Origin of the sequence: Staphylococcus sp. EZ-P03 (assembly GCF_003344575.1) — a bacterium.
In the GTDB taxonomy this organism is placed as follows: domain Bacteria; phylum Bacillota; class Bacilli; order Staphylococcales; family Staphylococcaceae; genus Staphylococcus; species Staphylococcus simulans_B.
The window spans coordinates 25714-48069 of record NZ_QPMO01000016.1 but is presented as its reverse complement, the minus strand read 5'-3'; the positions used below and the strand labels follow the sequence as shown (position 1 = coordinate 48069).

Genomic DNA, 22356 nt, shown 5'->3' with positions numbered 1-22356 from the left:
AAATATATATGATGTGATTAAACAATCAGTGTTAAGGACTAACTATCCTTAATACTGCCCTGCTGAGATATTCATTCAGAAAATTAATTATTAGTTTATTTTCAATATTAGTTGTATTTTTTAGATGGTCTTTAAATTCATAAGATAATCACGAGTTACAACGCTGTATGCTAGGAATGCCAAGGAGGCAAGGTAAAGTCGAAATTACTATGTAACTTCTTGATGAAATACATGACTATCAATGTTAATTATATTTGAAAGAATCAGGGTTTTTATTAATGAGATACGCAAGTGTATTTTGAGGAAAATATGCATAATATATAACCTGAAATTAAAAGAAACATCGTGTTTGATTGTTTGGATAAAATTAAATTATTCAAATAAAAATGTTGAATTGATTTGAAATATTTTTTATGATAGCATAAAATTAAATAGAAAAGAGGGTTGAATATGAAAAAATCGAAAATAATAAACTTACAAAAATTTATGGTGGTAAAAAGGATCAAGGTAAATGTTTATTAGCTGAAGGCGGAGAAACTGTAGCTGGAGGTTTAGCTGGTCTAGGCGTTGCTGGTCCGGCTGGAATGGTTGCTGGGGGTCTAGCTGGTGCTGCTCACTCTGTTGAAACTAACCCAAATTGTTAATATTGTAATTCCCTTCTTAAATCTTGATAAGAAGGGAATTATTTTTGGGATTATGTCCATAAGAAAAGGAGTTATAGAATTATGAATAAATACAAGAAGTATATATATCCGTCGATATATATATTAGGTTTTGCTGTGCTATTTAGTTTTATATTCGGTTTTCCTATGGGGACCTTTATAGGATTAGCTATTGGAATTGGTATTAGCAAAAAGAATGAAGATTTATAAAGCGGTTGTTCAAAAGTAAAATGGATATACATTGATTAATTTGATTATGTGAAATTTAATAAGTTTCCGAATTAATGTAGTACAAAACAACACTTTTCTATAAATTTATTTTTGTACTTTTAAATTGAAGAAGTAATGCGCTTTTGCGTATGGACTACTTTCAATTAAAGATAGAGAACCATGTGAGTTTATGAGCGTAAAATCTTGCACCTGTACTGGCTTAGTTTTATTGGCTCTATGTCAAATTCAGTTGATGCATAAAAATTGAAATCAAATATTATAGTTACCATTAACTATGTCGCTCAGCTAGTATTGATTTAATTCCTATGGAATTTAGTATTACTAACTGAGCATTTTTTATTTTAAGCTGCTTTAGGCAATGGGGTATGGAAACGATGTTTTTTCTTAGCTAATAGCTTGAATTTAATTAGAATTCTACTCCTGAAGTTATAGAAATTTCTGTATCCATAAGCGATTCTTTTTAGTACTTTAATATTATTATTAATAGCTTCTATAGGACCATTTGAGCGACCAGGATGATTTAATGCATTCATAATTTCTGGTAAAAAACTTCTAAAGCTTTTAAGTACTCTTTTAAGTCCACCATCAGTATCTCTATCCTTAAGGTATTTAAGAATTTGATGAGTTAATTTATGGTTTTCATTGTTCTTTATTGATGTACGAAGCGCATTTACTTTGTCATAGACATCCTTTAACTCTGGGCTTTCATCCAAAATAAAATTTATCATTGATTTTTCTGATTCTAATCCTGGGAAAAGCTTGTTATCTTTATAAAGCGTACTGTGCAAGGATTCCTAAGGTTTAAGAATAAGCTTCCAATAATATTTAAGTTTTCTATAGTATTTGCCATCCTTATGCCTTTTTTCATTCATTACCCTGATACGAACTCTATTGAGTTCTCTATTTAATGCTTGAACAAGGTGAAATCGATCTAAAATGATTTTCGCATTTGGAAATAACTGCTTAAATAAAGAAATATATGGGCTGTACATATCGGTTGTAACTGTTTCAACTCTTTTTCTTACTTCTCTATCAAACCGGATAAAATAAGCAAATAATGCACGCTTTCTACGATCAGGTAAAATATCTACGATTTGATGCGTATCACCATCACAAAATATAAAACTCATTTTACCTACTACATTTTTAACACTTTTGAATTCATCCACCATGATATGTTTAGGCAGTTCATTAAATGGACCTAACTTAACACTATTTGCAGTTTTATTAATATAACGTATTACAGAAGCAGAACTAACATCGTTATCGTAAGCAATGCCTTTGCAAGACCTATTCTCATGGCTTTGATACAGAATATGCAGTGCTAATTTATTACAGAAATTATGATGCTTTTTCACAAAATTCGTCTTTGCAACAAATGATGAACGGCATGAACGACAAAAGAACCTTTGTTTTTTGAGTTCTAAATAACTAGGACTACCTTGAATTTTCATAAGCTTTATCATCGTTTTTCTTTTACCATTCTTTACTATTCTATGGTTTTCATTTACTGCTCCGCAGTTTTCACAACATTCTGGTGTATATGTCAAAGTGCCTTTAAATAGTAGAGTTCTTACCAAGTTAAAGTAAATTTCCTGAACATCATCAGCGAAAGTAATATTTTTCTCTTTATAATCAAGTATTTTTGCTATACAATGTGTCATAAGCGCAATTCCTCTCTTTATTTGTGTTGGTAACTTAAATATTAGGAGGTTGCGCCCTTTTTATGCAAAAAATTCGATTGAGAAATAACCGTAAGGTTATCTCATCAACCGAATTTATTATAGAGCCGTTTTATTTTACAATATGAAAAACAGACCTGATGATGTGCATGTTTATACATCACATCAGGTCTGTTTTTCTTTAGTTAAACTATCGCGAGATTCATCGCATATTGACTGCGGATAATGCTGTTGTTGTCTCGTGGTAGTGGATTCTCAATAAACTTTTACATATGACCTGCAAGCATTTAAAACATCTTTAGTATAGAAATGACGCAAATTGTCCTTTGTATACGATGGGATAAGTTCTTTTCTTTTCACCCATTTATCTATAAGAGATGGCGGGATGCCATCAACTGCCATTTCAGATTCATCAGTTACTAAAGTGTCCCAATCTAACGTTACAGGCTGCGAGTCAATATAAATGTTACCAAAGCTCGTATCATCCATATTTTAATCACCTTTTATTGAGTTTTTTAGTCCCTTTTGCTTGATTGAATAGGGTACTTTTTATCCTTCTTACTCAGTTCATATACCCAGTCTATCTTGAAGGTATTCGCATTTTTTACAAAAAATTTACGTTAGATTCATTAAGTTGGTATATTTAAATAATGTAACCTATAATTAGGCTTATTAAACAAGAGATAACAATGTTCATAAAAAGTTCACTTATATTCCAGAAAGGAACCTGCACATGATAACTGTTATATTCGGAGGAAGCAGACCAGAAGGCAATTCTGCTTCACTCGCAAAATTGGTTGTAGAGGGTTTAGATTATCAATGGATTGATTTAACGCAATACCGCTTCGCACCTGTCAGGGACGTCAGACATAATGGGGGACAAATTGACGGCTACTTGGATGATTATCCTGATATTATTGATCGTGTGTTAGAAAGCGATAGTGTGATATTGGTGTCGCCGGTATATTGGTATAGTGTTTCAGCCTCGATGAAAGCATTCATCGACCACTGGTCAGAAACATTGCGCGATAAAAATTATCGTGATTTTAAAGAAAAGATGGCGCAAATCGAATTTCGCTTAATTTTAGTGGGCGGTGATTGTCCTAAAATCAAAGCACGTCCATGTATGCATCAAATAGAATACAGCTTGGAATTTTTAGGTGCCCGCTTAGAAGATTATCTGATTGGTACAGCGAATGCGCCGGGTGATATTTTAAAAGATACATACGCGATGCATCATGCCAAGCAGTGGCATGAGCAATTAAAAGAAAAAGCAAGCACACGTACGTTATAGATAATATGTTGTATTAGATTTGAAGCGCTTAGGGTTATATCTGAATGCTTTTCATATTCATAAGCACAACAACTGATTCAGACTATATATTTATCATGTACATTGCGCTGTGTTTAGCAACACCCTGCAAGCGGGGTAGAACAATAAATAAGTCGTCATACGCGTGTTTGTTTAAACACAATTTTATATCTCGTATGATATAATTAATTTATTCATTTTGAAAGTTGAACTATGTAAGGAGACGTGATTAACGATGCATAAAGTGAGAGAAGCAACACCAGCGGATGTTGTCGGCATCAGAGATGTGGCAACAAAAGCATGGTATAACACGTATTTGAATATCTATGCTGCGACGACTGTCAATGAGTTATTGACAGCTTCATACAATGAGCAGCATTTGCTTAAAAGATTAAAAGAACAATTATTCCTAGTGGCAGAAGAAGATAATGAAATTGTAGGGTTCGCTAATTTTATTAACGGCAGCGAACTTTTCTTATCTGCGCACTATATTCATCCTAAAGCACAACGTAAAGGTTATGGTACTGCCTTGTTAAATAAAGGATTGGACCATTTCAAAGGACAATATGATGCGGTTTATTTAGAAGTAGATAACCAAAACGAAGAAGGTGTCGAATACTACCGCCAACAAGGCTTTGAAATGGTACGTGCTTATAACCGAGAAGTATACGGGGAAGTCATGGACCTTGCGCTAATGAAAAAGGCGTTTTAAATATATTGAATAGAATGAGATGGAGGGATCCTCATGGCGGAGACAGATTACGGCACTAAAAAATTATTTGAAGAGAAAGTATTCAAAGATCCGATTCACCGCTATATTCATGTTAAAGATCAAGTCATTTGGGATTTAGTAAAAACAAAAGAATTCCAGCGTTTGCGTCGTATTAAACAGCTCGGCACGCTGTATTTGTCTTTCCACACTGCAGAACACAGCCGTTTCGGCCATTCGCTGGGTGTGTATGAGATTGTCCGCAGAATTATAGATGAGTCGTTTCGCGGACGCGAAGCATGGCATGATGATGACCGTTTGCTCGCATTATGTGCTGCTTTGCTGCATGATTTAGGTCATGGTCCTTTCTCTCACAGTTTCGAAAAGATTTTCAATACAGATCACGAAGCATTTACACAAGCCATTATTACTGGAAATACTGAAGTGAATGCTGTGCTGAGCAGAGTTTCAAAAGACTTTCCGAAACAAGTCGCAGACGTGATTAATAAAACACATCCTAATAAGCTGGTTATTTCTATGATTTCATCTCAAATCGATGCAGATAGAATGGATTACCTGCAAAGGGATGCTTATTTTACAGGTGTGCAATACGGCAAATTCGATATGGAACGTATCTTAAGATTAATGCGTCCAACTAAAGAGGAAGTCTTGATTAAAGACAGCGGTATGCATGCGGTAGAAAACTTTATTATGAGCCGCTATCAAATGTATTGGCAGATTTATTTCCACCCGGTCAGCCGAGGCGGAGAAGTCTTGCTGAATAACTGTTTGAAACGTGCAAAAGCACTCTATCAAGAAGGTTATGAGTTTAATCTGTTCCCTAAAGATTTCATTCCGTTCTTTGAAGGAACGATGACAATCGAACAATATGTAGAGCTGGATGAAGCGGTAGTCTTATATTACTTGAAAGAATGGATTAAAGAAGACGATGATATCTTAAGTGATTTAGCACGCCGTTTTATTAATCGGGACTTATTCAAATATCTGCCGTTTGACGGTTCGATTATTACAATGAATGAGCTGAGAGAGTTGTTTGAAGCCGGCGGCATTAATCCAGATTACTATTTCGTGAGCGAATCGTTCTCTGATCTGCCTTATGATTATGACCGCCCGGGGTCTAACCGCCAACCGATTCATCTCCTTCAGCATAATGGCAAAATCCGAGAAATCAGCAGTCAGTCTATGGTGATTCAAAGTATCACAGGAATTAATCGCCAAGATTATAAATTATATTATCCTAAAGAACTGGTTCATAATATCAAAGATGATGCAGTACGCGAACGTATTTTGAGTATCTTAAATGAACTGAATTAAACGATGTGCATTGTATTCGAAAAGATACAGATGATACAGTAAAATAGAATAACATGAGCATATAATGGAGGTGTGGCTTGTGGCAGAGAATAAAGGGTTTAAATTCAATATTATTAAAAATGACCCGCTAGACGGCCATAAAGGAACAAATATCGGGGCAATCAGTTTAGATAACGTTGCACCTGTATTTATAGACATGCAATCTAAAGAAGCATTTATTGATATCGGTGCGATGCACGCACGTGCAGATGTTGAAAAAGGTGTAAAATGGATTACAGACAAAGAAACAGTCGAAGGACCTGAAGCGAAAGAATATTGGTTATGCTGGGTAACGACTGAACGCGGTGAACAAGGTGCATATTATGCAGGGTTAACCGCATGTTACCTCATGGTGAATAAAAAAATCCGCAGAGGCTACAAAAGCATGCCTGAACATGTGAATATGATGGATAAATCTATGAAACATAAAGTGGTCATCGATCACATCGGAGATGAATACATCGCGATTATCAGAGACTTCCTTAAAAATCATGATATTGAAATGTGGAATCATTCAAGCGATGAATTAAAAGAAGCATTGCACGATAAGTAAATGTTAAGCAGAAATCACACAAAGTGGTTTCTGCTTTTTTGCCCGTTCATCATTCTAAGTATGTTACAGTAGGTATATAAATTTTAGAATAATCTAAATTGTAAGATTATTGCAAAGGGGAGATAGTATGAGTTCAGAATTAATTCAGCGATTAAAAGAGAAAGAGGACCGTATGGTTGAAATCAGACGTTATCTGCATGCACATCCGGAATTATCTTTCAAAGAGGTTGAAACACCGAAGTATATAGCAGAATTCTATAAAGATAAGGATTGTGAAGTAGAAACTAATGTCGGAGAAAATGGTTTAAAGGTCACTATCGACAGCGGGAAACCGGGTAAAACAATTGCGATTCGTGCCGATTTTGATGCGTTGCCGATAGAGGAAGCAACAGGTTTGCCGTTCGCGTCAGAAAATCCTGGTGTTATGCATGCTTGCGGTCACGATGCACATACAGCTTATATGCTGATATTGGCTGAGACATTAATCGAAATGAAAGATCAGTTCTCAGGAAAAGTAGTTGTGATACATCAACCAGCTGAAGAAATGCCTCCAGGCGGTGCAATCGGAATGATTAAAGATGGCGTTTTAGATGGTGTAGATCATGTATTAGGGGTACATGTGATGAGTAATGGTGAGCGCGGTACAATTTATTATCGCGAAGGCAATGTACAAACAGGGCGCGGCTTCTTTAAATTAACGATTCACGGCAAGGGCGGTCATGGCTCATCACCGCATGACGCGAATGATGCGATTGTCGCAGGCGCAAACTTTGTGACAACTGTGCAATCTATCGTTTCAAGACGCTTAAGTCCATTTGAAACGGGTGTCGTTTCTATCGGTTCATTCGATGCCAAAGGTCAATTCAATGTAATTAAAGATAAAGTCGTCCTTGATGGAGATGTACGCGGACTGCAAGATGAAACAAAAGATAAAATCGCACAAGAATTACAACATGTCGTAGATGGTTTAGAAACAACATTCGGTGTGACTTGCGATTATGAATATACAGACGATTATCCGGCTGTCTATAATGATCCAAAATTTACGAAATATGTATCAGAGACATTAAACAACGCAGAAAAATCTGCAATACAAAAAGTCGAACGCTGCGAACCTTGGCCGCCTTCAGAAGACTTTGCATATTATTTACAAGAAGTCCCAGGGGCATTTATCTTTGCAGGTGCAGAACCAGAAGAAGGGGAAGTCTACCCGCACCATCATCCGAAATTCAATATCAGCGAATCATCTATGATGAGTGCAGCTGAAGCAGTGGGTACGATTGTGTTAGATTATTTGAAAGGCTAAATGAAGTGAGACACAATTTAATTTTGATTTTTAGGGTTATCAGCGCATACAGTGTGAATTTAGTCACTGTGTGCGCTGTATATTTATGTTATAATTCAGAGTATTAATGAATAAATAAGAATAGGGTGAGCGCGTCTTTGAATGAAAACATTCGTATACAAACATTTCAGATGATTGAACGCGATGGAGAAATAGATGAGTTTGAATTTGAAACCAACGGCACTTGGCAAGAGAAGCGGCAAGCTGAATATATACGTTATGATGAAGTCGTAGAAAACTTGGAAGTGCATGTTACATTGAAGATTCAAAATGGCGAAGTGAGGTTGCTGCGCAGCGGGAATATTAAACAGAATCTGCATTTTATAGAAGGTAATGATACGATGTCATTATACGAAATACCTACTGGTAAGATTCCTTTAACGATTCGTACGCTCAGCATTAATCATTATGTACAACCAGAACAGTCAAAACTCAAAGTTCGTTATGAACTCTATCAAAATGAAGAGAAGATGGGCACATACCTTTACCAAATTACCTACAAGGAGCTGAAGTAAGTGAATATTATTGATCAAGTCAAACAAACATTAATTGAAGAAATAACAGCAAGTGTTAAAGCCGCTGGACTTGCAGAAGAAGTTCCTGAAGTCAAAGTGGAAATTCCAAAAGATCCTAAAAACGGGGACTACTCTACAAATATCGCTATGGTTCTGACAAAAATTGCGAAACGCAATCCGCGTGAAATCGCACAAGAGATTGTTGATAACTTGGATAAATCAAAAGCGAATGTGCAAAAAATCGAAATTGCAGGACCTGGATTTATCAATTTCTATTTAAACAATGAATACTTAACTGAAATTATTCCGCAAGCCTTGAAAAAAGATAAAGACTTCGGACGTGCAGAAGTACCTAAAAACCAAAAAATCTTAGTTGAATATGTATCTGCGAACCCAACTGGCGATTTGCATATCGGACATGCGCGTAATGCGGCAGTCGGTGATACATTAAGCAATATTTTAGATGCGGCAGGCTATGATGTGACACGTGAATACTACATCAACGATGCCGGCAACCAAATTACTAACTTAGCACGCTCTATTGAAGCGCGTTATTATCAAGCGTTAGGCAAAGAAGCGGAATTACCAGCTGATGGTTATCACGGTAAAGATATCGTGAATATTGGTAAAGATTTAGCGAAAAAACGTCCTGACCTTCAAGAGCTGCCTGATGACGAACGCTTAAAAGTGTTCAGACAATTAGGTGTCGATTATGAAATGGAAAAATTGAAAAAAGACTTAGCAGACTTCAATACACACTTTGACGGTTGGTTCAGCGAAACAACTTTATATGATTCAGGCGAAATCAAACGTGTATTAGAGCTGATGAAAGAAAATGGTCATACGTATGAAGCCGATGGTGCGACATGGCTGCGTACGACAGAATTCAACGATGACAAAGACCGTGTGTTAATCAAAAAAGACGGCACATACACTTACTTCTTGCCAGATGTTGCTTATCACTATGACAAATTCCATCGCGATGGCGGTCAAGATATCTTAATCAACTTATTCGGAGCGGACCACCACGGTTATATCAACCGTTTGAAAGCTTCAGTTGAAACATACGGTATTGATGCAGATCGTTTAGAAATTCAAATCATGCAAATGGTACGTTTAATGCAAGACGGCGAAGAAGTTAAAATGAGTAAACGTACAGGCAATGCGATTACATTGCGTGAAATTATGGATGAAGTCGGCATTGACGCAGCACGTTACTTCTTAACGATGCGCAGCCCGGATACGCACTTTGATTTTGATATGGAACTTGCGAAAGAAAATTCAGCAGAAAACCCTGTGTATTATGCACAATATGCACATGCGCGTATTTCTTCAATCTTGAAACAAGCGGCTGAACGCGGCATTGTGCCAACGCAAAATGCGGACTTCAGTGTTATCAAAAATGATAAAGCAATCGACTTATTGAAAAAAATAGCTGAATTTGAACCGATGATTGAAAGTGCTGCAGAACAACGTGCACCGCATCGTGTAACAAACTATATTCAAGAACTTGCAGCAGCATTCCATAAATTCTACAATGCGGACAAAGTATTAACAGACGATGAAACTAAGACACAAGCTTATGTATCAATGATTGCGGCAGCGCAAATTACATTACGCAATGCCTTGGCATTAGTGGGTGTTACTGCACCGCATACAATGTAATTCACTTATTCGAAGTACTCTTTTCAGAGTGCTTCTTTTTTTATGCAAAATGTGTATAAAATTTTTGTAAAATTGACCTTTTCAGCAAGAGTAAATGTGCTAAAATGAGATTTACAATACAATATGAGGAGAAGTTGATGAAACAAAAATTATGGGTTTTTCTAATCTTAGTTATTTTGGTTGCGGCAGGGTGTGCTTCACCTGCAGAAAAGGATAAGAAAGACGATAAAAAACAATCTGAGCACAAAACTGAGCAGTCTATCAAATACCACCGCATCATTTCATTGATGCCGAGCAACACGGAGATATTGTATGAATTAGGTTTAGGTAAAGAAGTGATTGGGGTTTCTACTGTAGATGACTATCCTAAAGACGTTAAAAACAAGCAGAAATTCGACGCGATGAAGTTGAATAAAGAGCAATTGCTTAAAGCTAAACCGGATTTGATTTTAGCGCATGAATCTCAAAAAGGCATGGATAACAAAGTATTAAGCGACATAGAAAAGAAAGGCATCAAGGTGGTTTACATACCTGAAACCAAAAACTTTGAAGAAATCTATGGGACGTTTGAACAAATCGGCGATATTACAGGACGCAAATCACAAGCAGATACATTAGTGTATGATACTAAGCACCGTGTTGAAGCAGTGTTGAAAGATGTGCCGAAACATCAAAAAGCACCTAGTGTCTTCTTAGAAGTTTCGCATGAACCTGAAATTTATACAGCAGGCAAATCTACGTTCTTTAATTATATGTTAGAAGAGCTGCAAGCACAGAATACGTTTGATGATTTGACAGGTTGGAAGAAAGTCAGCAAAGAAAGTATCATTAAGCATAATCCAGATGTATTAATTACAACTGAAGGGATTACGCGTTCAGATTACTTGAAGATCATACGTAAGCGCGGCGGCTTTGAAAATATAGATGCTGTGAAGAAGAGAAGAATTGAAGCGGTGAATGGCGATACGATTTCAAGACCTGGTCCGCGTATCGACCAAGGACTTAAAGCATTAAGAGATGCCATTTATCGAGATGAACAATAAAATGAAACAAACTACAATGATTATAGGATGGTGTCTTGCACTCACAGCAAGCATCGGCATCAGCTTGTTTTGGAATTTAGGCAGCTGGTCGGACCCTTTAAATCAAAGTATCCTGTTTGAAGTGCGTTTGCCAAGAGTATTGGAAGCACTGCTCGCAGGTATCGGCTTGTCGATTGCAGGCCAAATGTTTCAAACCGTACTGAATAATCCGCTTGCAGACAGCCTGACATTAGGCTTAGCGAGCGGTTCTGTTTTAGGCGGCGGTTGTGCAGTCTTCTTAGGTCTCAGCAGTCTATGGATTCCTATGGCCTCAATGACAGCAAGTTTCATCACATTAGGTATTGTGCTGGGTGTGACGGCTGTTATTTCGCAAGGTTATCCGATGCGTGCTTTGATATTATCAGGTATTATGATAGGTGCTTTGTTTAATGCGTTGTTATATCTGTTGATATTGTTAGATGAACGCAGAATGAAAAGTATTGTGATGTATATGTTCGGCGGTTTTTCCAATGCGGAAATGTATGAAGTCTACTTCATTGTCCCTGTGATGCTTTTGTGTGTACTGCTGCTAGGTGTATTGCTGCCGAAGATTAAACTGCTGCAAGTCGGTACGCTGAAAGCCCGTTCGTTAAGTTTAAATGTGCAGCAGATGATGTTTATGGTATTGACACTTGCCTCTATTATGACAGCGATTATTGTTTCATATACTGGTATTATAGGGTTTATCGGAATGATAGTTCCTCAGTTGATCAGACGTACTGTTAAAACGACATTAGGTGTGCAGATGCTGATGAATGGTATTGTCGGCGGTGCGGTCATGGTCTTTGCGGATACTTTAGGTGCACAACTGTGGCACCCGATTGAAATTCCAGCCAGTATTATCTTGGCATTATTAGGAATACCTGTACTTGGGTATTTAATAGCAACACAGAAACGCTCGTATGAATGATCTTATTAATAAAGAAATGATAACAGAGATGCTTGATATGCATTTATAGGAGAGAAGAATAATGAATTTAGAGGGTATTAAGGCGGTCGTATTCGATTTAGAAGGAACACTGTTAGATCGTAATAAATCGAGAGAGAAATTTATTGAAGAACAGTATGAACGGTTCCATGACTACTTAGTTCATGTACAAGCTCAAGATTTCAAAAAGCAGTTTATTGAATTGGATGATGACGAGGATCATGATAAGCCGGAACTTTATAAAGCGATTATCAAACGTTTCCATGTCGATCGTTTAACGTGGAAAGATCTATTTCATGATTTTGAGAATCACTTCTATCGTTATGTCTTTCCGTATCATGATACACAGTATACGTTGGAACGTTTAGTAAACAGAGGATATTTGACAGGTGTGATTGCGAATGGTAAATCTAAAATAAAGCAATATCGTTTAGATAGTTTGGGTATATTGTCTTATATTCATTTTTTGTCTACGTCAGAGATGGTAGGCTACAGAAAACCGCATCCTAAAATCTTTGAAGATATTATGGAACAGCTCGGTGTAGAACCAGAAGAAGTGTTGTATGTAGGCGATGATGCTTTAAATGATGTTGCGCCGGCACGAGCGATGGGAATGGTCAGTGTTTGGTTTAATCATGAAGATGATGAAGTTGAACTTGAGCCGGAACCGGAAGAAATGGATTTTGAAATTGCGACGTTAGAAGAACTATTAGAGATTCTACCGCAAGAAGCCCCAGATTCTAAGGAGAGTGAGCAAGCGAATGGAACTATTTACGACTAAAGATCATACAACATTGCATTATGCGGCGATGGGAAGCGGACAGCCGATTGTATTGATACATTCCGCATTTGAAAATTTTTCAATCTTTAACGATATCGCTACAAAACTGTCTTACAGTTATGAAGTGATTTGTATAGATTTACGCGGCCATGGCTATTCAGACAAACCGCTGCAAATTGATTTTGCGGACTATGCTTCAGATATTAAAGAATTACTGGATTACTTATACATCCGACATGCATTCTTTATCGGACAAGAGCTTGGCGCAACCATTGCGGCAGACTTTGCGTCTAAATTTGATGCATATGTGGATGGACTTGTACTGGTTAACCCGGCAACACTGCAAGCAGAACTGCCAGAAGCACGTCTGTTTAGAAAATATGCTGATACAATCAGAACATGGGAAGACAACAAGCAGCAGAAATTCTTGGATAAACACACATATGGTTCAAAGAAAAAAGCAGGGAAAATGCTGAAGAACTATTCAGATATGACACCGATTATGACAGGACTCGAAAAGCGTTCTGTTACAGCTTCATTTGAACATACCGAAATTCAGCCTGCTTTAAATCATATTCAAGCACCTGTATTAATCATTCAAGGCAAACACGATGAACGTTTAACATCAGAAGAGTTGGCAGCATATACTGATCGTATTCAGCATGCACAAGTCGAAACATTTGAACGTTCTGGTCTGTATCCGATGGGTGAAGAGAAGAAAAGATTCTTAGAAACAGTGACAACTTTCATAAATATCAATGAAGCATTAGAAGACGAGCAGCAACGTATTAAAGCCTAAAAGCAAATTTATTCATTATTATTTGCAATTAAACTCCTGATTATTATACAATATTACAAAATATTACATCCGAAGACCGATTACATAACGGGTATTTAAGGGTATAGTATAATAAGCGCAGAAAAAATTACAGGAACATTACAAAAAGAGAGCAAAGGAGTTATTGCTTATGAAAAAATTACTTTCAGCGGCTATCGTTTCTGCAACCGTGGTAACCGGACTTGGCATCCATCAAGCAGATGCAGCGTCTGGCAATACAATTCAAACCGTGCAGCAAATCCAACATGGCGACACATCATTAGAGGGTGTGAAGTTGGGCCAAAATATTAAAGATGTTTTGAAAACGCACAAACTCACAGGCTATTCTTATAAACCTGATAAAACTAAACACTATTATGAATTTAATTCTGACAAAGGATTAATGATTGTGACTGCGAACGGCCAAAAAGATCGCGGCCAAGTCACACACATCACAATGAAGTACAACAAAATAGATGGACCAAGTTTCAAAACAGTACGCAACCAACTCGGTAACACTGTAACTTGGAGATATAACTATAATGAACAAACAGGTAATTTCGGCTATATCAAAGATAAAGATACTTCTTATCAATTTGCAAGCCAATCACCTAAAGATAAAAACCTGAAACTTTATCGTATTGATATCGGTAAATAAGAACAGGTTTGTGCAGGAAGACGGGAGAGCAAACTCCTGTCTTCTTTTTTCATTGAGTGGATAAATTAAGTGTGAAATGATAAATTGATAAGGATAGAATATTTAAAGGAGACACATCATGCGTCCTAATGACAAAATATTATTAGAAAATATCACCGATTATTTTAACTACAAAGGGATTTCTCCTAAGATGATTGATGATATCAAAGAAAAAATACGTAATGACCTGCCAAAATCAGAAGCAAAAGATGAAGATTATATAGAATACCGCAAGAAAGCACCAGCTGAAATTATTTTAACGATTCAACGTAATTTGTTTGGGATTCAATTGAATCCGATACTGTTCTTTATCGTCAATTTCTTGTTGATATCGTACTTATATGACAAACAGTTTGTGCCGTTTCAGGCTGCGACAGGCTTATCGATTGTCTACTGCCTCATTATTTTCCCGATAACAGTTTTTGTTTATACCAGAATTGTTAAAAAGAACTATTTATACAGCAATCGAACTGAAGTCATGATAGGTATAGGGATTATCATCATTGCGGCCATATTAGTGATGCTGCATGCATTTAATATAGATTTCGGTGTTGTGGTAGTAACGAAATATGCGCATATTTTTGTGTTCTTCTTCGGTATTATCATGGCGATATTCGGTGTTTATTACAAACGCTTTGAATTTACAGGTGTCGGATTGCTGCTGAGTCAAAAAACAATTGATGCAGTGGTATTAGATCCGAATCTGGCACAAATCGGCACAGTCATTATTTGGATTTTAATCTTAGTAGTAATTATTTATTATTCCATTAAATTATCAACACGTGAGAAGTAGGCTGATATAAGCTTCATTATCAAAATAAAAAGGTTCTCCGCCATAAAAGGTGAAGAACCCATAAAAAAGCGTGATGCTAGAATGAATCATCATTTTTGCATCACGCTTTTTGTATATACATAGCTTAAACAAATCAGATTTTAATTTCTTTGTTTGCAGTTAAGATACGTTCATTAATACGGTTTAATAACTCGTTGATTTTTTCGCGTTGTGTTGCATTCACTAAAATTAAAACTGTTCTTTCATCTTGTTCGTTACGTTTTTTATCGAAGTAATCTTCTTGAGATAAATTTTTAACCGCTTTAACAACTTGTGGTTGTTTGTAGTTCAAGTGGTTAATGATATCTTTTAAGTAGTATTCCTCGTCATTTGATTGACTAAGGAAAGTTAATACTGCAAATTCCTCGAAGCTGATTGTGAATTCTTTCTTGATAATACTTTTCATTTTATCAGCATATGTCACCATTGCTAATAAATCTGATGAATTTTTAATTTTTGATACTGCCATGTGTATTTCCTCCCTTAACATTCCCATTATCATTATACTATAGGTAAACAGACAGATTTTTAAACATTAATTTTCATAATTGGGACGAGATACTTTTCAAACAAAATATTCGTGTCCCTATTATTTATTTAATTATAACTAGATAAAAATGAATTGTAAACAAAAAAACATTATAAAACAATGGTTTTTTCAAACTAATGATTCTTTCAAAAAATTACCGAATGAAGCAAGACAATTTATTGAACATCATTTGAATAACACATTATTAATTAAGATAATGTCTATTTTCCTATTTACCGATATGATATGGGTTAATTATATAAGAACTCTAGTTTGATGTGAAGTTTTTGGGTTGAGCAACAACTTTTTCTCCCGGTAAAAGTCCTTCACTAATAATAACCATACCCGAATTTTCGCTATATTTAATAATTCTTTTAACCATTTGTTGATTTTTTTTAATTATTACTGCGTTTTTTCCGTATAAAACATCCTTAGGAAGTGCAATGAAATGCGTAGAAATTGAAATGTTAAAGCGGCTTCCTATTGGAAGACGTGCATTTGTGGAGATTTGTACTTCGTATTGCGAAGATTTACTGTCTTCAGACTGTGCGATAGGGAATGCGTCGATCTTTTGAATTTTACCTTTAAACAAAGCAGCGGTCTGTCCTTTGATCTCTGCTTCTTGATTAAGCTTCAGTTGATGTAAGACAGATTCAGAAACGTAGGCTTTAATGATACGTTTAGAACTGTATACTTCAGCGAACAATTGCTGCGGTTTGCTTGGGTGCTTGTCTATAATATGGACTACACCTTCCAAGGCAGTGAATTGTTTTACGCGCAGTCCTGCTTGGACAGCGTAAAATTGCTTTTCAAGGTCGGTATGCAAATTTAAGAAATTCGAACGTTTAGAATGCTGATCCAAATAATTCAGTTGTTTACGAAGTAAAGTCAGGTGCTGCTCGTTCTCCTTATTGTAGTATTCGAATAAGGGCTGATCTTTTTTTACTGTTTTACCTGAATCAACATACCAATCATGAATCATTCCCATCTTAGGGTCGTAGTAAAAAGAATGTTTTGTTTCGGCTGCTTGATGACCTGTAAATCGAATCGGGTGATTGTAAGCAGCAGTGTAGGTTTTAATATTTTGCTTTGCCTGGGGCGTGTGATGTCGGAGTGCGGCGTATAATCCGACGGCAGCTGCACTTAATAAGAGGATAGCTATTAAGGCGGACAACCAGTGGGTTTTTAACAAATAAAGTCACCTCTTCTTATATAATTTTATAGTTATTATACAATGGAGATAATGGTTGGGGCAACGCTGAAAATAATTATTTTGTTCCTTTTATTGAATTGTTATAATAAAAGAAAAAATAAAGGTATATCACGCTGAAAAAAGTGTTTTTTTTCAGTTTTTCGATTATTTCGTAAAGAATTAGGGAATAATAAGTACTTTTTATTTGTTAATTGTAAAAGTTGTAGATTTTTTCAATGTATCAATATATAATTTGGTAAACTGGCAATAAACAGAAGCATTGCAAAATGAGAAAATAGGGGGAACAGCCATGACACAGGTGTCTATTATTCGTTTGTTAGATGAAGAAATGTTTTTTATTGATGCAGGCCAAGATTCAGACATTCAGAAAAAGCAATTTGTTGAAGTATTAAATCCAAAACATGCTTATAAAAACTTAGCACAAGTCGTGGATGTTTTTGAAAGTTATGCATTATGCAAAAAGCTGGGGAAAGATCGCATCTTCTTCGGAGATATTGTAAAGCCGAGACCGCTTGATGCAGAGCAATAAAAAATCGAGCATACTCGTTTGAGTATACTCGACATGCAATGATTTAGAAAATGATGTGTGTTTCTTTTTCTATAATTTGTGCGCCTTTAATCGCAGCAATCTTGCCAGATGCAGGGTTTAAGACATTCAAGTCCAATAATGTACTCATCGCATTTCTGACCGTTTCTTCTTGCACTTGGCCTGATACGTCCGGAATTTGGAATTTAACAGGCTTGTGTGCTTCATTGAGATAGATAAGTTCTAATGTTTTAGTCATAAAGTGACAGCTCCTTCTTATAAAGTTTCTACAGTAGTGATTTCGACGTTGTCGAAAGTTTCGCCAGTTAATTTTTCAATAACTGATTTAAAACCGTTTAATTGTGTTTCAGTACTTTGAGGGTTTAAACGAGCGAAACGACGGCGTTTTGCGACAGGTTTTCCATCTTTTGTTTCTTCTAAACGAATTAGAGTCACAGCAAGTTCTTTGATTGTTTTCATGTTTCTCACCTCCTTGCTCACTCTATATATCGAAATCCGCAGAAAAAAAGCACACCCTTTTTGTAAATTATTTTAATTTTTTTCGTCTTAAGCACAAGCAAACGGGTAAACGTAGTGTGTATCGCTATTTCTATAGCTTTAGTTATAAAAATGTTGTGTGCAGAATTTAAGAGAATGAAAGATTATGGCTAAAGTTATATAAATAGATTTCACACAATTGAATATAGTATTATAAATAAAGACACTTGATAGATGTATGTGAAAATACATCATTATTTTCAATTGGGTTATAAACACAAGAGAGTGCACACAACATAGAAAGAGGTGACGCTGTGGAAATAGTTGAAGGATTACTTATATTTATTGCGGCTATTATCCTAAGTTCATTAATACATTCACTATTTCTCCCTAAAGTCCCTTTGGCATTCATCCAAATTATTTTAGGGGCATTAATATTTGTAACACCTATTCCTGTGGCATTTGATTTTGACACAGAGGTGTTTATGGTCGCATTGATCGCGCCGCTATTATTTATTGAAGGGGTACATGTTTCTCGTGTCGGCTTAAAACGCTACATAAAGCCAGTAATGATGATGGCTTTAGGCTTAGTCTTCACTACCGTGATTGGTGTAGGCTTCTTTATTCATTGGGTTTGGCCGAGCTTGCCGATGCCTGCCGGTTTTGCGTTAGCAGCGGTATTATGTCCGACAGATGCGGTGGCAGTTTCAGCGATTACCAAAGGTAAAGTGCTGCCGAAAGGTTCTATGACGATTTTAGAAGGGGAATCGTTATTAAACGATGCTGCAGGTATCATTTCCTTCAAGATTGCGGTGGCTGCGCTGATTACCGGCGAATTTTCTATTACTGACGCAGTAGGGCAGTTCTTAGTGTCTTCCATCGGCGGTTTAGTCGTTGGTTTGATTGTAGGTATTGTCTTAGTCAGATTGCGTATTATACTTGCGCGCCGCGGTGTTGAAAGTAATAACATGTTTATCTTTATTCAATTATTGACACCGTTTATTACTTATTTAGTTGCTGAAGTCTTCCATGCTTCTGGTATTATTGCGGCTGTTGTATCCGGATTGGTGCACGGCTTTGAACGTGATCGTATTACCCAAATCAGTACGCAGCTTCAATTAAGTTATACGCAGACATGGAATTTATTAAGTTATGTATTAAACGGCTTTGTCTTTGTAATTTTAGGTTATATTGTGCCTGAAACAGTGAAGAATATTATACGTACAGAGCCGCAGAACCTCGTGTTCTTATTAGGTACTACTGGACTTATTGCATTAGCAGTATACGTCTTTCGTTTCTTATGGGTATATGTATTATATCCTTACTTCTACTTGCCGGTCAGTCCGTTCCAACGTGCAATGAACGAAGGGGACGAACAAGGTCCGGGTGAAGTTAAACCTAAGCGCAGCAAATATGCATTGGTGATGACACTTTGCGGTGTGCATGGGACAATTTCACTTGCTATCGCGTTGACATTCCCGTATATGCTGGCAGAAGATAGATCATTCATTTATCGTAATGATCTGCTCTTTATTTCTTCAGGTATGGTGATACTCAGTCTTGTAATCGCACAAGTGTTGCTGCCGATTGTGACACCAATGATGAAACAAGTCAAAGTGGAAGGTATGAGTTTCAAAGAAGCGCGTATCTACATTTTAGAACAAGCAATCGAGTATTTAAGAAGCCATGCAACACCTGAAACATCATTCAAATACGGCAGTGTGATTAAAATCTATCACGACCGTATCGCATTTATGAAAGTCTTAGATGATGATGACGAAAACTCAAAAGAACTCGAACGCCTGCAAGGGATTGCGATTGATACAGAAACGAAGACTTTAAATGAATTAGTTAAAGAAGGCAAAATTACGCAAAGTGATTTTGATAACTATATGCGTTATGCAGAACGTACACAAGTATATCGTCAAGCTTCTTTAATCCGAAGAATGATTATGCGTATTAAAGTAGCTATCTTAAGACGCCGTGTCCGCGTTCAAACCAACGCTGCATCTTCATTAGATGTTCAACAAAACTTAAAAGAAATCTCTAAAATTATGCGTATTGTGCATTATAACGTCGTTAAGCGCTTAACCAAAGAAGCCAATGCTGACAACAAATTAGAAATCAGTACCATTTGCGACAGTTACTTAATGCGTACGGATAATTTAACATCATCGAACCTCTTCAATTACAAGAAGTTCAATCCGAACAACATTACAAAAATCAAACTGAATGCGTTGCGTGAACAACGCCATATCCTCAACGAATTAGTAGAAGACGGAGAAGTAAGTGAAAAAACTGCACTGAAAATCCGACAAGCCATCAACTATGATGAAATGGTGTTAGTAGATCGATTGACGTAATTTAAAACAGCAGCAGTGTGCCGTAAACCAACGCGTACACTGCTGCTGTTTTTATGCCAAAAATAAAAAAAGCGACAGCACTTCTGCACTGTCGCTTCGAAAATCGATGTCATCGCAAAGCACCGATTTTCTTAAGGAATTGTGGTCCAGTGGGAGGAAAGACCACAGCTATTTATGTTTAGGATAGATTATTTATGGACCATCAGAAATGGTATGGACATACTAGGAGGTCTTTTCTGATGGTTGAAAGGATAAATTAGTTTACTTCATACTTTTATGGATAGTTTCAATATTAGATTCCATCATTTTGTAATAAGAATCGCCTTTACTGCCTTTTTTGCCAATAGAGTCTGTATAGACTTCTCCTGAAATAGGAACGCCTGTTTCTTCGCTCAAGCTTTTCATGCTTTTATGATCGACGCTTGTTTCGACTAATAGATTTTTCAATTTGTGATCTTTAACGAATTGAATAGCTTGTTTCATTTGTTCAGGTGTACCTTGTTTTTCAGTGTTGATTTCCCAAATATAGCCGGGAGTAATGCCGTATTGTTTTGAGAAATATTTAAACGCGCCTTCGCTTGTAATCATCGCACGCTGTTCTTTAGGAATGTCATTAAATTTATTGTTGCTTTCTTTATTTAATTGTTTAAGTTTCGAGATATAGGCATCACCTCGTTTGTCGTAATCTGCTTTGTGTGCTTTATCGTGCTGGCTTACAGCTTGTTGAATATTTTCGACGTATTTGATGCCGTTGTCAAGACTTAACCAAGCATGCGGATCTTGTTTAGATGCATCACCTTTTGCACCGTTCAGATAAATCGGTTGAACGCCTTTAGAAACGCGTACGACACTGTCATCTTTTGTTGTTTTGCCAGCTTGTTCTAAAGCTTTGTTGAACCAGCCGTTGCCTGTTTCAAGATTAAGTCCGTTGTAGAGGATAATATCGGCATCTGTTAAGGCTTTGATATCTTTAGGTTTGACCTCATATTCATGGGGGTCTTGGCCGACAGGAACAATGCTATGTATCTCTGCATGGTCCCCAACTACATTGTCTGCCATGTCATATAGTATTGAATTGGTTGTGACGATTTTTAATTTATGATCAGAATCTGCTGATTTTGAATCTTTGCCTGTGCCGCAAGCTGCTAAGAGTAAGAGCATTATTGCTAACAAGGGTACTAATTTTCTCATGATGTAACTCCTTTTTTGATTTTGAGAGCGCATTTAGAATAGATAAATGTACCGATATAAATCGCAAATGCACACAAAACAATAGTTGCACCGCTTGGAATGTTATAAATATAGCTGAAATACATTCCGACAATTGCACTGATGACACTGAAAAGGCTGGCGACAATCATCATAGACCATAATTTCTTGGTAATGAGAAAGGCGCTGGATGCCGGTGTAATCAAGAGTGCAACGACTAAAATGATTCCTACTGTTTGAATACTTGCGACTGTCACAAGTGACAAGAGCAACATGACAAAATAGTGGATGAAAGTTGTGTTTAAACCACTCATTCTGCTAAACGTCGGATCAAAAGTAGAAATCATCAATGGGCGGTAGAAAATGATGATAAGCAAGAGGACAATAACGCTGACAATAATGGTTGACCAGTATGCTGTTTTGGTAATCGCTAGCAAATTACCGAAAAGAATATGGTACAAGTTCGTTGTACTATTAATCAGACTGATAATAATGACCCCGACCGCTAAAAATGCTGTAAAGCTGATACCGATAGCTGCATCTTGTTTTGTCTTGCTTCTATCAGAGATAAATCCGATAAACAGACTGGCTAACATTCCTGTGACTAAAGCTCCGACAAACATTGGAATGTTGAAAAGGAATGAAAGTGCAACGCCAGGCAATACAGCATGGCTCATCGCATCACCCATGAGCGACAATCCTCTTAATACAATCAGACTGCCGACTGTTCCGCACACAATGCCGACACATATGGAGATGATTAAAGCACGGTTTAAGAATTGATATTGTGTGAGTTGTTGTATAAATTCGAACATTGATCTAGCTCTCTTTCT

The 22356-nt window shown here is 36.6% G+C and carries 23 protein-coding genes and 1 pseudogene; 16 read left to right on the top strand and 8 right to left on the bottom strand.

The genetic code is table 11. The annotated features are described in order from the left end of the window. Positions 1-725 precede the first annotated feature (725 nt). Positions 726-872, top strand: a complete 147-nt coding sequence (locus DVJ99_RS13125) for a hypothetical protein (RefSeq protein ID WP_162912163.1) — start codon at positions 726-728, stop codon at positions 870-872. Between the two features lie 362 nt (positions 873-1234). Here the strand turns inward: DVJ99_RS13125 and DVJ99_RS08770 are convergent. Next, a pseudogene (locus tag DVJ99_RS08770) lies at positions 1235-2557 on the bottom strand (ISL3 family transposase). Between the two features lie 273 nt (positions 2558-2830). Next, positions 2831-3064: a hypothetical protein gene (locus DVJ99_RS08765; RefSeq protein WP_114603933.1), complete on the bottom strand. Its 234-nt coding sequence runs from the start codon at positions 3062-3064 to the stop codon at positions 2831-2833. Between the two features lie 244 nt (positions 3065-3308). On the opposite strand from DVJ99_RS08765, the gene DVJ99_RS08760 reads away from it, so the two are divergent. The 13 genes from DVJ99_RS08760 to DVJ99_RS08700 all read left to right on the top strand — a co-directional run bounded on the left by DVJ99_RS08760 (position 3309) and on the right by DVJ99_RS08700 (position 15146). After that, on the top strand, positions 3309-3869 hold the full coding sequence (locus tag DVJ99_RS08760) for a flavodoxin family protein (protein ID WP_114603932.1): 561 nt from the start codon (positions 3309-3311) through the stop codon (positions 3867-3869). Between the two features lie 253 nt (positions 3870-4122). After that, positions 4123-4599 carry a GNAT family N-acetyltransferase gene (locus DVJ99_RS08755; protein WP_114603931.1) on the top strand — a complete coding sequence of 159 codons (477 nt, stop codon included), beginning with the start codon at positions 4123-4125 and terminating at the stop codon, positions 4597-4599. Between the two features lie 33 nt (positions 4600-4632). Beyond that, entirely contained in the window at positions 4633-5931 is a 1299-nt protein-coding gene (locus DVJ99_RS08750; protein ID WP_114603930.1) for an HD domain-containing protein, read from the top strand. 79 nt (positions 5932-6010) lie between these two features. Then, a complete protein-coding gene (locus DVJ99_RS08745; protein WP_398577357.1) occupies positions 6011-6523 on the top strand; it encodes a YwhD family protein in 513 nt (170 codons plus the stop codon). A gap of 127 nt (positions 6524-6650) precedes the next feature. After that, complete coding sequence (locus tag DVJ99_RS08740) at positions 6651-7829, top strand: M20 family metallopeptidase (protein ID WP_114603929.1); 1179 nt, start codon at positions 6651-6653, stop codon at positions 7827-7829. A gap of 137 nt (positions 7830-7966) precedes the next feature. After that, a complete protein-coding gene (locus DVJ99_RS08735) occupies positions 7967-8383 on the top strand; it encodes a YwiB family protein (RefSeq protein WP_105993429.1) in 417 nt (138 codons plus the stop codon). After that, on the top strand, positions 8384-10048 hold the full coding sequence (gene argS / locus DVJ99_RS08730; protein WP_114603928.1) for an arginine--tRNA ligase: 1665 nt from the start codon (positions 8384-8386) through the stop codon (positions 10046-10048). 137 nt (positions 10049-10185) lie between these two features. Further along, entirely contained in the window at positions 10186-11091 is a 906-nt protein-coding gene (locus DVJ99_RS08725) for an ABC transporter substrate-binding protein (protein WP_114603927.1), read from the top strand. A 1-nt stretch (position 11092) separates the two neighbouring features. Continuing rightward, complete coding sequence (locus DVJ99_RS08720; protein ID WP_114603984.1) at positions 11093-12040, top strand: FecCD family ABC transporter permease; 948 nt, start codon at positions 11093-11095, stop codon at positions 12038-12040. A 61-nt stretch (positions 12041-12101) separates the two neighbouring features. Further along, complete coding sequence (locus DVJ99_RS08715) at positions 12102-12839, top strand: HAD family hydrolase (protein ID WP_105993432.1); 738 nt, start codon at positions 12102-12104, stop codon at positions 12837-12839. Continuing rightward, positions 12820-13638: an alpha/beta fold hydrolase gene (locus tag DVJ99_RS08710; protein WP_114603926.1), complete on the top strand. Its 819-nt coding sequence runs from the start codon at positions 12820-12822 to the stop codon at positions 13636-13638. Before DVJ99_RS08715 ends, DVJ99_RS08710 begins: the two co-directional genes overlap by 20 nt. Before the next feature lie 169 nt (positions 13639-13807). After that, positions 13808-14314: an SA0570 family protein gene (locus tag DVJ99_RS08705; RefSeq protein WP_105993434.1), complete on the top strand. Its 507-nt coding sequence runs from the start codon at positions 13808-13810 to the stop codon at positions 14312-14314. A 118-nt stretch (positions 14315-14432) separates the two neighbouring features. After that, positions 14433-15146, top strand: coding sequence for a hypothetical protein (locus tag DVJ99_RS08700; RefSeq protein ID WP_105993435.1), 714 nt, complete (start codon positions 14433-14435; stop codon positions 15144-15146). 133 nt (positions 15147-15279) lie between these two features. Here the strand turns inward: DVJ99_RS08700 and sarA are convergent, their stop codons facing one another. Together sarA and DVJ99_RS08690 are read right to left on the bottom strand one after the other, a co-directional pair. Beyond that, entirely contained in the window at positions 15280-15654 is a 375-nt protein-coding gene (sarA, locus tag DVJ99_RS08695) for a global transcriptional regulator SarA (RefSeq protein WP_105993436.1), read from the bottom strand. Positions 15655-15982: 328 nt separating this feature from the next. Continuing rightward, positions 15983-16906 (bottom strand): efflux RND transporter periplasmic adaptor subunit, encoded by a 924-nt coding sequence (locus DVJ99_RS08690; protein ID WP_114603925.1) that lies wholly within the window; start codon positions 16904-16906, stop codon positions 15983-15985. A gap of 310 nt (positions 16907-17216) precedes the next feature. Between DVJ99_RS08690 and DVJ99_RS08685 the strand changes: the two genes are divergently transcribed. After that, positions 17217-17456 (top strand): hypothetical protein, encoded by a 240-nt coding sequence (locus DVJ99_RS08685; protein ID WP_105993438.1) that lies wholly within the window; start codon positions 17217-17219, stop codon positions 17454-17456. A gap of 43 nt (positions 17457-17499) precedes the next feature. On the opposite strand, the gene DVJ99_RS08680 is transcribed toward DVJ99_RS08685, so the two are convergent. Together DVJ99_RS08680 and DVJ99_RS08675 are read right to left on the bottom strand one after the other, a co-directional pair. Further along, on the bottom strand, positions 17500-17712 hold the full coding sequence (locus DVJ99_RS08680) for a DUF2922 domain-containing protein (RefSeq protein ID WP_105993439.1): 213 nt from the start codon (positions 17710-17712) through the stop codon (positions 17500-17502). Positions 17713-17729: 17 nt separating this feature from the next. After that, the gene (locus tag DVJ99_RS08675) at positions 17730-17933 is read right to left on the bottom strand and encodes a DUF1659 domain-containing protein (RefSeq protein ID WP_105993440.1); all 204 of its coding nucleotides are present in this window, start codon (positions 17931-17933) and stop codon (positions 17730-17732) included. A 332-nt stretch (positions 17934-18265) separates the two neighbouring features. On the opposite strand from DVJ99_RS08675, the gene DVJ99_RS08670 reads away from it, so the two are divergent. Next, positions 18266-20314, top strand: a complete 2049-nt coding sequence (locus DVJ99_RS08670) for a cation:proton antiporter (protein ID WP_114603924.1) — start codon at positions 18266-18268, stop codon at positions 20312-20314. Positions 20315-20575: 261 nt separating this feature from the next. On the opposite strand, the gene mntC is transcribed toward DVJ99_RS08670, so the two are convergent. Both mntC and DVJ99_RS08660 read right to left on the bottom strand, forming a co-directional pair. After that, positions 20576-21505 (bottom strand): manganese ABC transporter substrate-binding lipoprotein MntC, encoded by a 930-nt coding sequence (gene mntC, locus DVJ99_RS08665; protein WP_114603923.1) that lies wholly within the window; start codon positions 21503-21505, stop codon positions 20576-20578. Then, on the bottom strand, positions 21502-22338 hold the full coding sequence (locus tag DVJ99_RS08660; RefSeq protein WP_114603922.1) for a metal ABC transporter permease: 837 nt from the start codon (positions 22336-22338) through the stop codon (positions 21502-21504). The genes mntC and DVJ99_RS08660 overlap by 4 nt, the downstream gene beginning before the upstream one ends. Positions 22339-22356: the final 18 nt, after the last annotated feature.

Excerpts from the sequence above, each read along its gene's own strand:
- DVJ99_RS08720 (WP_114603984.1), top strand. The coding sequence starts at position 11,093 with ATGAAACAAACTACAATGATTATAGGATGGTGTCTTGCACTCACAGCA.
- DVJ99_RS08750 (WP_114603930.1), top strand. The coding sequence starts at position 4,633 with ATGGCGGAGACAGATTACGGCACTAAAAAATTATTTGAAGAGAAAGTA.
- DVJ99_RS08755 (WP_114603931.1), top strand. The coding sequence starts at position 4,123 with ATGCATAAAGTGAGAGAAGCAACACCAGCGGATGTTGTCGGCATCAGA.
- DVJ99_RS08760 (WP_114603932.1), top strand. The coding sequence starts at position 3,309 with ATGATAACTGTTATATTCGGAGGAAGCAGACCAGAAGGCAATTCTGCT.
- DVJ99_RS08715 (WP_105993432.1), top strand. The coding sequence starts at position 12,102 with ATGAATTTAGAGGGTATTAAGGCGGTCGTATTCGATTTAGAAGGAACA.
- DVJ99_RS08685 (WP_105993438.1), top strand. The coding sequence starts at position 17,217 with ATGACACAGGTGTCTATTATTCGTTTGTTAGATGAAGAAATGTTTTTT.
- DVJ99_RS08710 (WP_114603926.1), top strand. The coding sequence starts at position 12,820 with ATGGAACTATTTACGACTAAAGATCATACAACATTGCATTATGCGGCG.
- DVJ99_RS08705 (WP_105993434.1), top strand. The coding sequence starts at position 13,808 with ATGAAAAAATTACTTTCAGCGGCTATCGTTTCTGCAACCGTGGTAACC.
- DVJ99_RS08675 (WP_105993440.1), bottom strand. The coding sequence starts at position 17,933 with ATGAAAACAATCAAAGAACTTGCTGTGACTCTAATTCGTTTAGAAGAA.
- mntC (WP_114603923.1), bottom strand. The coding sequence starts at position 21,505 with ATGAGAAAATTAGTACCCTTGTTAGCAATAATGCTCTTACTCTTAGCA.
- DVJ99_RS08660 (WP_114603922.1), bottom strand. The coding sequence starts at position 22,338 with ATGTTCGAATTTATACAACAACTCACACAATATCAATTCTTAAACCGT.
- DVJ99_RS08700 (WP_105993435.1), top strand. The coding sequence starts at position 14,433 with ATGCGTCCTAATGACAAAATATTATTAGAAAATATCACCGATTATTTT.
- DVJ99_RS08740 (WP_114603929.1), top strand. The coding sequence starts at position 6,651 with ATGAGTTCAGAATTAATTCAGCGATTAAAAGAGAAAGAGGACCGTATG.
- sarA (WP_105993436.1), bottom strand. The coding sequence starts at position 15,654 with ATGGCAGTATCAAAAATTAAAAATTCATCAGATTTATTAGCAATGGTG.
- DVJ99_RS08765 (WP_114603933.1), bottom strand. The coding sequence starts at position 3,064 with ATGGATGATACGAGCTTTGGTAACATTTATATTGACTCGCAGCCTGTA.
- DVJ99_RS08725 (WP_114603927.1), top strand. The coding sequence starts at position 10,186 with ATGAAACAAAAATTATGGGTTTTTCTAATCTTAGTTATTTTGGTTGCG.
- DVJ99_RS13125 (WP_162912163.1), top strand. The coding sequence starts at position 726 with ATGAATAAATACAAGAAGTATATATATCCGTCGATATATATATTAGGT.
- DVJ99_RS08680 (WP_105993439.1), bottom strand. The coding sequence starts at position 17,712 with ATGACTAAAACATTAGAACTTATCTATCTCAATGAAGCACACAAGCCT.